The sequence below is a fragment of the Azotobacter beijerinckii genome, assembly GCF_900110885.1.
Taxonomy (GTDB): domain Bacteria; phylum Pseudomonadota; class Gammaproteobacteria; order Pseudomonadales; family Pseudomonadaceae; genus Azotobacter; species Azotobacter beijerinckii.
Map to the genome: position 1 here is coordinate 1 of NZ_FOFJ01000049.1, position 14992 is coordinate 14992.

A 14992-nucleotide genomic window follows, 5' to 3' on the forward strand; every position below is an offset into this window, starting at 1 on the left:
GCACATCGCGAACGGCTTCCCGAGGGCTGGGAGGCGTCCCCCTACCACCTGGCGGTGCAGGTCAGAAGCCGTTACGAGGGGATGCTCGTCGCGCTGGCGGTGGAGCACTGGCCCGCCTGGGCCGACGATTCGGCCAGCACACTGGCACAGCGCCTGTTGGCATTGGCACGACAGATCAAGCCCAGCCAGGTGGCGACCAGTAAGCGCGGCCCCAAGGTGGAAAAGCCCAAGGCCTGGGTCGATGCCGCGACGGCTCGCGCCCATGTCTCCACCGACCGCCTCATCAAGGCCTCGAAAAGTAAAAGACCTTGAAAGGGGTGGTCACTAGCCCCCGTATGCCCGTGCAATTCGGACATACCGCGCACTCCGTCACCGGATTGCGCTTCTCTGACGAGAGGGGACATTGTCGATCGGGCTTCACACCCCGGGGTTGGCCCCCGACGCATGCCGATCTAGTGAACTGGCGGGTACACACCAGGCTCGGTACTCCCTGAGCCAGCGGAGCTGAGCATTGCGATCCGGAGCTATTGCTCCGTGCTTGATTGAAAACACCTCCGGCGTCTCACGACGGGGGCGAGGGCCAAAATAGCCGAGTCGCTCCGAAGGTGAATTCTGCCCCGGAGGGCATGACTCACCCTCTGGGTTCTCGGAATATTTTTAAAAACGATTCGAATGATTCGAGCCGTTCTTTCTCAGACGTCTAGATCAAACTTTGACCGTCTCCGGTCAAATCTGAGACGCATTTTCCCCGTCAGACGAGGGACATGCCTCCCCGCAGGCGGGTCTTTTAGTCTGGACAAGCCAGATGTTTTTAGGCTTATCTAGGCTTCAATCCCTTGAATATCAAGTGATTAGGTGCCACTGGGAGCTACCCCGACCAAGCGATCAACACGAGCATACGTGTCGCACCACGGGAGAGATAGTAACGCGCAGCCCAAACCGGACAAGGTGGCGAGGTTTCGCCCTGGCGTCGCGGTGACGTCGGGGAGAAAATGAAAACAACCGAACTTTCAATGAATTGCATGATATGTGCCAGTCCTGACACCCCCTCGACGACCGTCTGACCTACACGCCTTGTAGGCAATGGCTTACACGCAACGAAGCAATCGAAGCGATTTCCGCCCGCTGACGGCCGGAGAACTCAAGCGATTGGAAACGCCAACGCATGGGCAGGCGCCCCGCCCGGCACACCAGCAGCACCTGCCCCCACGAGGAAAGGGGTCACCGGGCAGGGGAACAGGACGCTGGACGCCGCTGCGCCAGCGCAGTGGATACCTCAGAAGAGCAATCCCAGAAAAGCGGTGCCGTACACCAGAATCATCCCCACTTCGAGACAGCGGGTGAGGAAGGCATCGCAACGGTCGTGCCGGACCGTCGCCGCCACCCTTTCCTCTTTTTCCTCAAGCGCCTCTTCAAGGCAAGAATCGCTTTCGTTGACCTGCTGCATGTCCAAGGCCCTCTTCACTTCTTTCTGCTTCCCGGCCCACCGGCTGTCGAACCGAAAAAGCCTCTCCTGGCGTCCTTGCGAAGCACAGGAAAAAAGAGGAACGACCATCGGCCTGCCTATCCGAACAAGTAAGATGAGGCTTGGCGCAGTGGTCAAGGGCGGCACGCAAAAACAGCCAGCGCCGCGGATTCGCTCCCACCTACCCGACTGGATGGGGCCTGCACTACCCTTCAGCATTTAGACTGCCCGGCGACAATACGGTCCCGTCGAGGGCGGTGTACCGTCCCCTACCCAGCCAGCGAGGAAAGACATGAGCATCAAGACCATCCGTGTACCAGCCGGCGGCGGCTTCGAGCGCGTCGTCCTGGAAAGCAGCGCGCCGGTCGAGCCGAAGGCCGGCGAAATCGTCGTGCGCCTGCGCGCCAGCTCGCTCAACTACCACGACTACCTGGTGGTCAGCGGCGCCTGGGGTCCGGTCGAGCCGCGCATTCCCCTCTCGGACGGCGCCGGCGAAGTCCTCGCGGTGGGCCCCGGCGTCGGCGAATTCAAGCCGGGCGACCGGGTGGTCAGCACCTTCTTCCCCAGCTGGCTGGACGGCGAACCCGAGGTCGAGGGCTTCGCCACCGTACCGGGCGACGGCGTCGACGGCTTCGCCCGCGAGCAGGTGACTCTGCCGGCGACCGCCTTCACCCGCGCGCCCGCGGGCTGGAGCCACGCCGAGGCGGCGACCCTGACCACCGCCGGGCTGACCGCCTGGCGCGCACTGATCGCCGACGGCAACCTCAAGCCCGGCGAAACCGTGCTGGTGCAGGGCAGCGGCGGGGTTTCGGTATTCGCCCTGCAGTTCGCCAAGCTGGCCGGGGCGACGGTCATCGCCACCTCCTCCAGCGACGACAAGCTCGCCCGCCTCCAGGCGCTGGGCGCGGACCACCTGATCAACTACCGCCAGGACCCGCAGTGGGGCGACACGGTGCGCCGCCTGACCGGCGGGCGCGGCGTCGATCACGTCATCGAAGTGGGCGGACCGGCTACGCTGGAACAATCGATGACCGCCGCGCGCATCGGCGGACACATCGCGCTGATCGGCATCCTGTCCGGGCTCTCCGCCCACCTGCCGCTGGCCCTGGCGCTGACCCGGCAACTGCGCCTGCAGGGACTGATCGTCGGCAGCCGCCGCCAGCAGCAGGACATGGTCCGGGCCATCGAGGCGACGGGCATGCGCCCGGTCGTCGACCGCCACTTCCCCCTCGAGGCCATGGTCGACGCCTTCCGGTACGAGGAAAGCGGGCGGCATTTCGGAAAGATCTGCCTGGATATCTGAGGGCCTGGGCGGAATGCCCTCTTGAAAGCGGGAGTCGAGCCTTGAACCTGACCACCTCCTACCTGGGCCTGCGCCTGCGCAACCCGCTGATCGCCTCGGCCTCGCCGCAGAACGCCGAACTCGATCACCTGCGCCGGCTGGACGACGCCGGGATCGGCGCGGTCGTGCTGCCCTCGGTGTTCCAGGAACAGCTGGAAGCCGGTACCAACGACTACGCCAGCATCGGCGCCGCCTGCACCGAGGTGCCGGAATTCCTCGCACCGCTCGACGGCGGCCCCTACGGGCTGATTCCGGAGTCCCATCTGGCACTGATCATGCGCGCCAAGGCCGAGCTGTCGGTACCGGTCATCGCCAGCCTCAACGGCGCCTCGGCCAGCCACTGGACCCGCTACGCCGCCCTCCTGGAGGAAGCCGGCGCCGACGCCCTGGAACTCAACCTGTACTTCGTGCCGGTCGATCCACTGGAGCCCGGCGCGGCGGTCGAGCAGCGCTACCTCGACGTGCTGGGCAGCGTGCGCCAGGCGGTGAAGATCCCGGTGGCGGTGAAGATGCCGCCCTACTTCAGTTCCATCGGCAACATGGCCAGCCGGCTGGTGAAGGGCGGCGCCGACGGCCTGGTGATCTTCAACCGCTACCTGCAGCCGGACATCGACCTGCAGCGCCTGGAGCTGTCCAGCGAACTGGAGCTGAGCAGTGCCCGGGAAATCCGCCTGCCGCTGCTATGGATCGCCCTGCTGGCCGGACGGGTCGAGGGCTCGCTGGCCGCCTCCGGCGGGGTGGAGAGCGCCGAGCAGGTGGTGAAGTACCTGCTGGCCGGCGCCGATGCGGTGATGACCACCGCCGCCATCCTGCGCGAGGGCCCGGGCTGCGTGCACACCCTGCTCGCCGGCCTCGAGGACTGGCTGGACACGCAGCCGGCCGAGTCTTTGGAGCAGATCCGCGGCAGCATGAGCTGGCTGCGCCTGAAAAAGCACGACAACTACGTGCGCGCCAACTACCTGCAGCTGATCGAAGGCTTCAGCAGCGCCCATCGCGGCTGAGCGACACAGCGGAGCCCCCACGCATCGCCCCCATGCGGCATTCGGGTCGCCCGGCGGCCCACCGTCGACCGGTATACTGGCGCGCAGGAACCGGGCCCACAACGATGCACCCGGGTGCCCCCAGCGCGCCGCCAAGGAAGCAAGGATGAAGCAGGAGCGAAGAAAACTGCTGGTCAGGGGCCTGATCGCCGCCGCGCTGCTCGCCGGCCTGGCCCTCGTGGCCTGGATCGAACTGCGCCCGGACGGCCTCGGCGAAGGGTTCGCCAGCGGCAACGGACGCATCGAGGCGACCGAGATCGACGTGGCGACCAAGCTCGCCGGGCGCATCGCGGCAATCGCCGTGGACGAGGGCGACTTCGTTCAGCCGGGACAGATCCTCGCGCGCATGGACACCCAGACCCTCGACGCCCAGTTGAACCAGGCCAGCGCGCAGGTGCGCCAGGCGGAGAACGCCATCCTCACCGCCCGCGCCCGGGTCGCCCAGCGCCAGAGCGAGGAGGCCAGCGCCGCGGCGGTGGTCGAGCAGCGCCAGGCCGAGCTGACCGCCGCCGAGAAGCGCTTCGCCCGCACCGACGCGCTGGTCCGGCGCAACGCGGTGGCCCGCCAGCAACTCGACGACGACCGGGCCGACATGCAGAGTGCCCGTGCCGCGCTGGCCGCAGCGCGCTCGGCAGTGCTCTCGGCGCAGGCGGCGATCGCCGCGGCCCGCTCCGAGGTGATCGAGGCCGAATCCGCCCTGGAGGCCGCCCAGGCCAATGTGGCTCGCCTGCAGGCGGACCTCGACGACAGCCTGCTGAAGAGCGACCGTCTGGCGCGGGTGCAGTACCGGGTGGCCGAACCGGGCGAGGTGCTCGCCGCCGGCGGCAAGGTGCTCAACCTGGTCGACCTGACCGACGTCTACATGACCTTCTTCCTGCCCACCCGCGAGGCCGGCCGGGTGGCCCTGGGTAGCGACGCCCACCTGGTGCTGGACGCCGCGCCGCGCTACGTGCTCCCGGCGCGGATCAGCTACGTCGCCAGCGTCGCCCAGTTCACCCCGAAGACCGTGGAGACCGAGAGCGAGCGGGAGAAGCTGATGTTCCGCATCAAGGCGCGGATCGACCCGCAACTCCTGGCCAAGCACCTCGAACAGGTCAAGACCGGCCTCCCCGGCCGGGCCTACGTGAAGCTCGACCCGGCGGCCGAATGGCCCGCCCACCTGCAGGTCAACGTGACCCCATGAGCGGCGTCGCGCAGCTTGCCAAGGTCGGCCTGCGCTATGGCACGACCCGCGCGCTGGACGCACTCGACCTGGCGATCCCGGCCGGCTGCATGGCCGGGCTGATCGGTCCGGACGGAGTCGGCAAGTCCAGCCTGCTGGCGCTGCTCGCCGGCGCCCGGCAGATCCAGACCGGCAGCGTGCAGGTGCTGGACGGCGACATGGCCGACCCGCTCCACCGCCGCACGGTCTGCCCGCGCATCGCCTACATGCCCCAGGGGCTGGGCAAGAACCTCTACCCGACGCTGACCGTCTTCGAGAACCTCGAGTTCTTCGGCCGCCTGTTCGGACAGGATGCCGCCGAGCGCCGCTGGCGCATCGCCGACCTGCTCGCCGCCACCGGCCTGGCGCCGTTCGCCGAACGGCCGGCAGGCAAGCTCTCCGGCGGCATGAAACAGAAGCTCGGACTGTGCTGCGCGCTGCTCCACGATCCCGACCTGCTGATCCTCGACGAGCCGACCACCGGCGTCGACCCGCTGTCGCGCAACCAGTTCTGGGAGTTGATCGAGCGCATCCGCCGCCACCGTCCGGGGATGAGCGTGCTGGTCGCCACCGCCTACATGGACGAGGCGCAGCGCTTCGACTGGCTGGCGGCGATGGACGGCGGACGCGTACTGGCCAGCGGCGCGCCGGCCGAACTGCTCGCGCGCACCGCCAGCACCACTCTGGAAGAGGCCTTCATCGCCCTGCTGCCGGAAGAGCGGCGCCGCGGCCACCGCGCGCTGGTCATCCCGCCGCGCACGCCCAACGCCGAGGTGGCCATCGAGGCCCACGGCCTGACCATGCGCTTCGGCGATTTCGTCGCGGTCGACCATGTGAGCTTTCGCATCGAGCGCGGGGAAATCTTCGGCTTCCTCGGCTCCAACGGCTGCGGCAAGACCACCACCATGAAGATGCTCACCGGCCTGTTGCCGGCCAGCGAGGGCCAGGCGCTGCTGTTCGGCCAGCCGGTCGACGCCAACGACCTGCAGGTGCGCCAGCGGGTCGGCTACATGTCCCAGGCCTTCTCCCTCTACGGAGAGCTCTCGGTGCGGCAGAACCTCGACCTGCACGCCCGGCTGTTCCACGTCCCGGCCGCCGAGCGGCAGGCGCGGATCGCCGCGATGGTCGAGCGCTTCGGCCTCGCTGGCGAGCTCGACAGCCTGCCGGGCGAGCTGCCGATGGGCATCCGCCAGCGCCTGTCGCTGGCCGTGGCGGTGATCCACCGGCCCGAACTGCTGATCCTCGACGAACCCACCTCGGGGGTCGATCCCATCGCCCGCGACGGCATCTGGGAACTCTTGATCCAGCTGTCCCGCGAGGACGGGGTGACCATCTTCATCTCCACCCACTTCATGAACGAAGCGCTGCGCTGCGACCGCATCTCGCTGATGCACGCCGGCAAGGTGCTGGACAGCGACACCCCGCAGGCGCTGATGGAGAAACGCGGCCTGCCGACCCTGGAGGAAACCTTCATCGCCTACCTCGAGGAGGCCGGCGACAGTACCGTGCCGGCGGCGACGACGCCGGCGCCCGCGACGGCGCCGGAGCAAAATGCCGGCGCCCGCGGCAATCCCCGCTTCAGCCTGCGCCGCCTGCTCAGCTACAGCCGCCGCGAGGCCATGGAGCTGCGCCGCGACCCGATCCGCGCCACCCTCGCCTTCCTCGGCACGGCGTTCCTGATGTTCATCATGGGCTACGGCATCAACATGGACGTGGAGCACCTGACCTTCGCCGTGCTCGACCACGACCGGACCACCACCAGCCAGAGCTACGCCCTGGACGTGTCCGGCTCGCGCTACTTCATCGAGAAGGCGCCACTGACCGATTATGGGGATCTCGAGGCGCGCATGCGCAGCGGCGAGGTCAGCTTGGCGATCGAGTTCCCGCCGAACTTCGCCCGCGACCTCAAGCGCGGCGCCCGACCACAGGTGGCCTTCTGGATCGACGGCGCCATGCCGACCCGCGCCAACACCATCAAGGGCTACGTGCAGGGCATCCACGAGAGCTTTCTGCAGCGCCTGGCCCGCGAGTCGCCCCGGGCCATCGCCGCCGGCGGCGCGGAGGTCGCCCTGCGCTACCGCTACAATCCCGACGTGCAGAGCCTGCCGGCCATGGTGCCGGCGATGATCCCGATCCTGCTGATGATGATCCCGGCGATGCTCACCGCCCTCGGCGTGGTGCGCGAGAAGGAGCTGGGCTCGATCGTCAACTTCTACGTCACCCCGGTGACCCGCCTGGAGTTCCTGCTCGGCAAGCAACTGCCCTACGTCGGCCTGGGCATGGTCAACTTCGCCATGCTGGTGGCGCTCGCCACGCTGTTCTTCGGCGTTCCACTGAAGGGCAGCCTGCCGGCCCTGGCCATCGGCGCGCTGCTCTACGTGGGCTGCTCGACGGGCCTCGGCCTGCTGATCTCCTCGGTACTGAAGAGCCAGATCGCCGCCATCTTCGGCACCGCCATCGCCACCCTGCTGCCGGCCATCCAGTTCTCCGGGCTGTTCCAGCCGGTGTCGGCCATGCAGGGGGCGGGCGCGCTGATCGGCCAGCTCTACCCGACCACCCACTTTCTCACCATCAGCCGCGGCGTGTTCAACAAGGCCCTGGGCCTGGCGGACCTCTGGCCCTACTTCGTTCCCCTGCTGCTGGCGGTGCCGGTGCTGACCCTGATCAGCGTCGCCGGCCTGCGCAAGCAGGAGCGCTGAGATGCGCAGGCTCCTTCGCAAGCTCTCCAACATCCTGCAGCTCGGCCTCAAGGAACTGCGCAGCCTGTACCGCGACCCGGCGCTGCTGCTGCTGATCCTCTACTCCTTCACCCTGGGCGTGTACTCCAGCGCCACCAGCCTGCCGGAAACCCCTTACCGCGCGACCCTGGCGGTGGTCGACGAGGACCGCTCGCCGGTTTCCCACCGCATCGTCGACGCCTTCCAGGCGCCCTACTTCCTGCCGCCGCAATACATCGACACCAGCCAGATGGACAGCGGCATGGACGCCGGGCTCTACACCTTCACCCTGAACATTCCGCCGAACTTCCAGCAGGACCTGCTGGCCGGGCGCACCCCGACCATCCAGCTCAACGTCGACGCCACCCAGGTCAGCCAGGCCTTCACCGGCGCCGGGCACATCCAGCAGATCGTCGCCGTGGAGGTCGCCGAGTTCGTCCGCCGCTACCGCAGCGTCGAGATCCCGGCGGTGGATGCGGTGGTGCGCATGGAATACAACCCCAACCTGGTGAGCGCCTGGTTCGGCGCGCTGAACGAGGTGGCCAACCAGGTCACCATGCTGGCGATCATCCTCACCGGCGCGGCACTGATCCGCGAGCGCGAGCACGGCACCATCGAGCACCTGCTGGCGATGCCGGTCACCCCGCTGGAGATCATGCTGGCCAAGGTCTGGTCGATGGGCGCGGTGGTGCTGGCCGCCGCGATCCTGTCGCTGCGCCTGGTCGTCGAGCGATGGCTGGACGTCCCGCTGCACGGCTCGATGACCCTGTTCCTCGCCGGCACCGTGCTGCACCTGTTCGCCGTCACCTCGATGGGCATCTTCTTCGGCACGCTGGCCCGCTCCATGCCGCAGCTGGGCCTGCTGATCATCCTCACGCTGATGCCGCTGCAGATCCTCTCCGGCGGCCGGACCCCGCGGGAAAGCATGCCCGAGGCGGTACAGGACATCATGCTGGTCGCACCCACCACCCACTTCATCAAGCTGGCCCAGGCCATCTTCTTCCGCGGCGCGGAGTTGGCCATCGTCTGGCCGTCGCTGCTGGCACTCGCCGTCATCGGCAGCCTGTTCTTCGTCGCTGCCCTCTCCCGCCTGCGCAAGTCGCTGCAGTAGCCGTACCAGTCCAGTCGGCCGATACTCCCAGCACCGGGCAGCAGGCAACCCGCCCCATTGCCTCCGGACGCGCCCCGTCTCGCCCCGGGCGGGCGACCTCGGCGCCGGTGTCGGCGGCCTGCGCCGCCCGCTATGATCGGCGGACCGGCGCGCGGCGGCCAAGCTGCAGGGATTGCCACCCGGCACTGCCTGCCCGATCGCGCCTCCATTGCCGTGCCTGACTCCCCCCGTCTCTCCAAAGGAACCGAAAGACATGATCGAAGTAAGCGTTTCCGTGAGCATCGCCCGTCCGGCCGAACAGGTCTGGGCAATCCTCGGCGGGTTCGATTTCCTGCCGCGCTGGGTCGAGCCCATCGCCAGCAGCCGGCTCGACGATGGCGGTCGCCTGCGCCGCCTGGAGACGGTCGACGGCGCAGTCATCGTCGAACGCCTGCTGGAGTTCAGCGACAGCGAACGGCAGTACAGCTATGCGCTGCTCGAGAGTCCCTTCCCGGTCTCCGACTACGTCGGCCGGGTGGCGGTCCGGGACGACGGCGCCGGCGGCGCGCAGGCGACCTGGTCCAGCCGCTTTCGCAGCCAGGGCGTCGACGAGGTCGAAATCGCCGCGGACTTCGAGGGCTTCTATCAGGCCGGCCTGGAGCGCCTGAAGGCGCTGGTCGAGGGGCAATAGCCGCCGCTCACGGACGCTTCATGAACCTTTGGCAGGTGTTCGTCCCCCGGTAGGAGCCAGCTTGCTGGCGATCAGTCTGCCAAGGGCATCGCCAGCAAGCTGGCTCCGACGAATCGAACCTACCCTTGCCCACCGGGAGGCAAGACCGCCTCGGCAATCTTCCGCCATGGGTAATTGAATGGGCGGCGGGAGAGCCCTCTCCCGCGCACGGGGGAGAGGGCTCTTCGGCGGTTTGGCTTCAGCCGGCGGCCAGCATGTGGCCGCGCCGCTCCTGGTTGATGTGCCAGGACAGGGCCTCCTCCAGCACATGCGGGGTCTGGCCGCCGCGCGCGCAGGCACGCGCGAAGTAGTCCTCCAGCGCCGCGCGATACTCGGGGTGCACGCAGTTGTCGATGATCGCCCGCGCCCGTTCGCGCGGCGCCAGCCCGCGCAGGTCGGCCAGGCCCTGCTCGGTGACCAGGATGTCGACGTCGTGCTCGGTGTGGTCGACGTGGCTGACCATCGGCACCACGCTGGAAATCGCCCCGTCCTTGGCGATCGACTTGGTGACGAAGATCGAGGTGTGGGCGCTGCGGGCGAAGTCGCCGGAGCCGCCGATGCCGTTCATCATCCTGGTGCCGCCGACGTGGGTGGAGTTGACGTTGCCGTAGAGGTCGAACTCCAGGGCGGTGTTGATGCCGATGATGCCGAGGCGGCGGGCCACTTCCGGGTGGTTGGAGATTTCCTGCGGGCGCAGCACCAGGCGCTCCTTGTAGCGCGCGAAGTCGCCGAACACCTGGGCACCGCGGGCCGCCGAGAGCACGATCGAGCTGCCCGAGGCGAAGTCCAGCTTGCCGGCGTCGAAGAGTTCGAAGGTCGAATCCTGGAGCACCTCGGAATACATGCTGAGGTTCTCGAAGGGCGCCTCGACCAGCCCGGCCATCACCGCGTTGGCGATGGAGCCGACGCCGACCTGCAGCGGACCCAGGTTGCGCGGCAGGCGCCCCGCTTCCACTTCCTGGGCGAAGAAGCCGATCAGGTGGTTGGCGATCGCCTGGGTCTCCCCGTCCGCCGGCTGCACGTTGGACGGCGAATCGCGGTACTCGCTGATGACGATGGCGGCGATCCGTGCCGGATCGATCGGAATGGCCGTGCAGCCGATGCGCTCGTCCGGGCGCGTCAGCGGAATCGGCGCGCGCTCCGGCCGGTCGGCCGGGATGTAGATGTCGTGCAGGCCTTCCAGATCGGTGCCGTAGCGCAGGCTGATCTCGACGATCACCTGGTCGGCGAACAGCGCCAGGTTGGCCGAATTGCCCACCGAGGCGGTCGGCACGATATGACCCTCCTCGGTGATCGCCACCGCCTCGACCACGGTGACGTCCGGCCGCTTGAGCTGGTGGCTGCGCATCTGTTCGACGGTTTCGGACAGATGCTGGTCGATGAACATCACCTTGCCGTCGTTGATCGCCTTGCGCAGGGCCGGATCGGCCTGGAACGGCATGCGCCGGGCCAGCAGGCCGGACTCGGCCATCAGCTTGTCGAGACCGTTGCCGATGCTCGCGCCGGTGATCAGGCTGATGCTCAGGGGCTCATGGCTGGCACGCTCGACCAGCGCGAAGGGAACGGCCTTGGCGTCGCCGGCGCAGGCGAAGCCGCTCATGCCGACAGTCATGCCATCTTTGATCAGGGAAGCGGCTTCGGCGGCGCTCATGACCTTGTCATGCAGGGCAGCCAAGCGGATACGCTCGGAATGCATAGGAAAAAACCTCGAAGATTGTAGTTATTAGAAAGAGGATTACAGGGGTATTACTTACCGTCGCTGGGGCTTATACAAAGTTTCGCTAGGGTACCCAAACTAGACCAAAGCATGAGAGCCATGCCGACCGCTCAAGAGCACGCCTGCCCGGCCGGTCGTCAACCGGCGGGCGCGTAAGGCGGCGGCGGTGTCATGCCTCTTATCCGAGCAAACGTGCGCAACGGGCACAGAGGAAAAGTCACGGCGAAAAAAAGCCGGACCGGGGCCGCCGCCCGATCCGGCCGAAGCACCGACGTCGACCGCGGCCTGGAGGGGTCCACGGGCCGTGGCCGGGTCGGTGGAGCGAAAAAGACGTCGCTCAGCGGGTGGCCAGCATGTGGCCACGTTCTTCCAGGTTGAGGTGCCAGGACAGCGCCTCGCCCAAGAGGTGCGGGGTCTGGCCACCGCGCTCGCAGGCGCGGGCGAAGTAGTCCTCCAGCGCCGCGCGGTACTCCGGGTGCACGCAGTTGTCGATGATCGCCCGTGCCCGCTCGCGCGGCGCCAGGCCGCGCAGGTCGGCCAGGCCCTGCTCGGTGACCAGGATGTCGACGTCGTGCTCGGTGTGGTCGACGTGGCCGACCATCGGCACCACGCTGGAAATGGCCCCGTCCTTGGCGATCGACTTGGTGACGAAGATCGAGGTATGCGCGCTGCGGGCGAAGTCGCCGGAGCCGCCGATGCCGTTCATCATCCGCGTGCCGCCGACGTGGGTGGAGTTGACGTTGCCGTAGAGGTCGAACTCCAGGGCGGTGTTGATGCCGATGATGCCGAGCCGGCGCGACACTTCCGGGTGGTTGGAGATTTCCTGCGGGCGCAGCACCAGGCGCTCCTTGTAGCGCGCGAAGTCGCCGAACACCTGGGCGCCGCGGGCCGCCGAGAGGACGATGGCGCTGCCCGAGGCGAAGTCCAGCTTGCCGGCGTCGAACAGCTCGAAGGTGGAGTCCTGGAGCACTTCGGAGTACATGCAGAGGTTCTCGAAGGGCGCATCGATCAGGCCGGCCATCACCGCATTGGCGATGGAGCCGACGCCGACCTGCAGCGGCCCCAGGTTGCGCGGCAGGCGACCCGCTTCCACCTCGCTGGCGAAGAAGCCGATCAGGTGGTCGGCGATCGCCTGGGTCTCCGCGTCCGCCGGCTGCACGGTGGACGGCGAGTCGCGGTAGTCGCTGATGACGATGGCGGCGATCCGCGCCGGATCGACCGGGATCGCCGTGGTACCGATGCGCTGGTCCGGGCTGACCAGCGGAATCGGCGCGCGCCCCGGCCGGTCGGCCGGGATGTAGATGTCGTGCAGCCCTTCCAGGTCGGTGCCGTAGCGCAGGCTGATCTCGACGATCACCTGGTCGGCGAACAACGCCAGGCTGGCCGAGTTGCCCACCGAGGCGGTCGGCACGATATGGCCTTCCTCGGTGATCGCCACCGCCTCGATCACCGCGATGTCCGGCCGCTTGAGCTGATGGCTGCGCATCTGCTCGACGGTCTCGGAGAGGTGCTGGTCGACGAACATCACCTGGCCGGCGTTGATCGCCTTGCGCAGGGCCGCATCGGCCTGGAACGGCATGCGCCGGGCCAGCGCGCCGGACTCGGCCAGCAGTTTGTCGAGGCCGTTGCCGATGCTCGCGCCGGTGACTAGGCTGATGCGCACCGGTTCGTGTCGGGCGCGCTCGGCCAGGGCGAAGGGAACGGCCTTGGCGTCGCCCGCGCAGCCGAAGCCGCTGATGCCGACGGTCATGCCGTCCTCGATCAGGGCCGCCGCCGCGGCAGCATCGACGATCCGGTCACGCAGGGAAGCCAGGCGAATACGCTCGGAATACATGGGAAACCTCGGTGAATTGTAATTATTCGAAAGGGAGGGCCCTGGCCCCTCGGCAGGCGAGCCGAGAGGCATCAAGGTCTTACGGAAACGGCCATGCGAGATGCCGACGCACCTCTACATGTTCGGGTAATTGGGTCCGCCGCCACCCTCGGGCGCCACCCAGACGATGTTCTGCGACGGGTCCTTGATGTCGCAGGTCTTGCAGTGCAGGCAGTTCTGCGCGTTGATCTGCAGGCGCGGCTCGCCCTGCTCCGCCCCCAGCACCTCGTACACCCCGGCCGGGCAGTAGCGCTGCGCCGGCTCGGCATAGCGCGGCAGGTTTTCCTGCACCGGCAGCGCGCCGTCCTTGAGGACCAGATGACAGGGCTGGTTTTCTTCGTGGTTGGTGTTGGAGAGGAACACCGAGCCGGGCTTGTCGAAGCTCAGCACGCCGTCCGGCTTCGGATAGACGATGTGCGAGCAGTCCGCCGCCGGACGCAGCCGCGCATGGTCGGCCTCGCGGTCGTGCAGGGTGATCGGCAGCCGGCCGGCGAAGAAGTTCTGCTCGACGAAGTTGAACGCCCCGCCGGCCAGCGGCCCGAGCCGGTGCAGCGCCGGGCCGAAGTTGCGCGAGCGCTGCAACTCCTCATGCAGCCAGGAGGCCTCGAAGGCGGCCTTCCAGCGCGGCGCCCAGGCGCTGTCGGGCAGTTCCTCGGCGAGTGCGGCGAACACCGTTTCCGCGGCGAGCAGTCCCGACTTCATCGCCGTGTGGCTGCCCTTGATCTTGGCCACGTTCAGGGTGCCGGCGTCGCAGCCGAGCAGCAGGCCGCCGGGGAAGGTCATCTCCGGCAGGGCGTTGAAGCCACCCTTGGCGATGGCCCGGGCGCCGTAGGACACCCGCTTGCCACCCTCCAGGTACTGCTTCAGCAGCGGATGGTGCTTGAGCCGCTGGAACTCGTCGAAGGGGCTGAGCCAGGGGTTGGCGTAGTTGAGGTCGACGATCAGGCCGACGACGACCTGGTGGTTCTCGGCGTGGTAGAGGAAGAAGCCGCCGCCGCTGTCCTTGTCCAGCGGCCAGCCGGCGCCGTGGATCACCAGCCCGGGCCGGTGGCGAGCCGGGTCGATGTCCCACAGCTCCTTGATGCCGAGGCCGTAGTGCTGTGGGTCGGCGTCACGGGCCAGCTCGAAGCGCGCGGCGAGCTGCTTGCCCAGATGCCCGCGGCAGCCCTCGGCGAACAGGGTGTAGCGGGCGTGCAGCTCCATGCCCGGCATGAAGCCGTCCTTGGCCGAGCCGTCGGCGGCCACGCCCATGTCGCCGGTGGCCACGCCCCTGACCCGGCCGTTCTCGTCGTAGAGCACTTCCGCGGCGGCGAAGCCGGGGAACACCTGCACGCCCAGCGCCTCGGCCTGCTCGCCCAGCCAGCGCACCAGGTTGCCGAGGCTGACGATGTGGTTGCCGGCGTTGTGCAGGCTTTTCGGCAGCAGCGCGTCGGGCAGCTTCACCGCCTGTTCGGCGTTCTTCAGCAGGTAGACCTCGTCGGCGCTGACCGGGGTGTGCAGCGGGGCGCCAAGTGCCTTCCAGTCGGGGAACAGCTCGTCGAGGGCGCGCGACTCGAACACCGCGCCGGAAAGGATGTGCGCCCCGACTTCGGAGCCCTTCTCGACCACGCAGACCTCCAGCGGCCGTTCCCGCTCGGCGGCCAGCTGCATCAGCCGGCAGGCGGCGGACAGGCCCGCCGGGCCGGCGCCGACGATGACCACGTCGAATTCCATGGCTTCGCGCATGGCGCGTTCCTCCACATCAAAGGCCAAAAGGCTTGTTGTTGTCGTGGCAGGGCGGGTGAAACCCGCCGGACATGGCGCGGAGTCGCACCGGA

10 protein-coding genes and 1 pseudogene are annotated in these 14992 nt (G+C 68.0%); 7 read left to right on the forward strand and 4 right to left on the reverse strand.

Annotated features, from left to right (window positions below; genetic code table 11):
* Nucleotides 1-312: pseudogene (locus BMY22_RS24465) on the forward strand (IS4 family transposase); the annotation flags it as partial.
* Between the two features lie 964 nt (nucleotides 313-1276).
* Here the strand turns inward: BMY22_RS24465 and BMY22_RS24470 are convergent.
* Nucleotides 1277-1447 carry a hypothetical protein gene (locus BMY22_RS24470; RefSeq protein ID WP_167363764.1) on the reverse strand — a complete coding sequence of 57 codons (171 nt, stop codon included), beginning with the start codon at nucleotides 1445-1447 and terminating at the stop codon, nucleotides 1277-1279.
* Between the two features lie 310 nt (nucleotides 1448-1757).
* Between BMY22_RS24470 and BMY22_RS17805 the strand changes: the two genes are divergently transcribed.
* The 6 genes from BMY22_RS17805 to BMY22_RS17830 all read left to right on the forward strand — a co-directional run bounded on the left by BMY22_RS17805 (nucleotide 1758) and on the right by BMY22_RS17830 (nucleotide 9546).
* Nucleotides 1758-2768, forward strand: a complete 1011-nt coding sequence (locus tag BMY22_RS17805; RefSeq protein ID WP_090624273.1) for a zinc-dependent alcohol dehydrogenase family protein — start codon at nucleotides 1758-1760, stop codon at nucleotides 2766-2768.
* Nucleotides 2769-2809: 41 nt separating this feature from the next.
* Nucleotides 2810-3808 (forward strand): dihydroorotate dehydrogenase-like protein, encoded by a 999-nt coding sequence (locus BMY22_RS17810; RefSeq protein WP_090624275.1) that lies wholly within the window; start codon nucleotides 2810-2812, stop codon nucleotides 3806-3808.
* 145 nt (nucleotides 3809-3953) lie between these two features.
* Complete coding sequence (locus BMY22_RS17815; protein ID WP_090624277.1) at nucleotides 3954-5030, forward strand: HlyD family secretion protein; 1077 nt, start codon at nucleotides 3954-3956, stop codon at nucleotides 5028-5030.
* Nucleotides 5027-7747, forward strand: coding sequence for a ribosome-associated ATPase/putative transporter RbbA (gene rbbA / locus BMY22_RS17820; protein WP_279626373.1), 2721 nt, complete (start codon nucleotides 5027-5029; stop codon nucleotides 7745-7747). Before BMY22_RS17815 ends, rbbA begins: the two co-directional genes overlap by 4 nt.
* Before the next feature lies 1 nt (nucleotide 7748).
* Entirely contained in the window at nucleotides 7749-8876 is a 1128-nt protein-coding gene (locus tag BMY22_RS17825; protein ID WP_090624281.1) for an ABC transporter permease, read from the forward strand.
* 253 nt (nucleotides 8877-9129) lie between these two features.
* Nucleotides 9130-9546 (forward strand): SRPBCC family protein, encoded by a 417-nt coding sequence (locus BMY22_RS17830; protein WP_090624283.1) that lies wholly within the window; start codon nucleotides 9130-9132, stop codon nucleotides 9544-9546.
* A 238-nt stretch (nucleotides 9547-9784) separates the two neighbouring features.
* Here the strand turns inward: BMY22_RS17830 and BMY22_RS17835 are convergent, their stop codons facing one another.
* The 3 genes from BMY22_RS17835 to BMY22_RS17845 form a co-directional block, all read right to left on the reverse strand.
* Nucleotides 9785-11281 carry an acetyl-CoA hydrolase/transferase family protein gene (locus tag BMY22_RS17835; RefSeq protein WP_090624285.1) on the reverse strand — a complete coding sequence of 499 codons (1497 nt, stop codon included), beginning with the start codon at nucleotides 11279-11281 and terminating at the stop codon, nucleotides 9785-9787.
* 358 nt (nucleotides 11282-11639) lie between these two features.
* Nucleotides 11640-13136: a succinate CoA transferase gene (locus BMY22_RS17840; RefSeq protein WP_090624287.1), complete on the reverse strand. Its 1497-nt coding sequence runs from the start codon at nucleotides 13134-13136 to the stop codon at nucleotides 11640-11642.
* 114 nt (nucleotides 13137-13250) lie between these two features.
* A complete protein-coding gene (locus BMY22_RS17845) occupies nucleotides 13251-14900 on the reverse strand; it encodes an electron transfer flavoprotein-ubiquinone oxidoreductase (RefSeq protein ID WP_090624289.1) in 1650 nt (549 codons plus the stop codon).
* Nucleotides 14901-14992 lie beyond the last annotated feature (92 nt).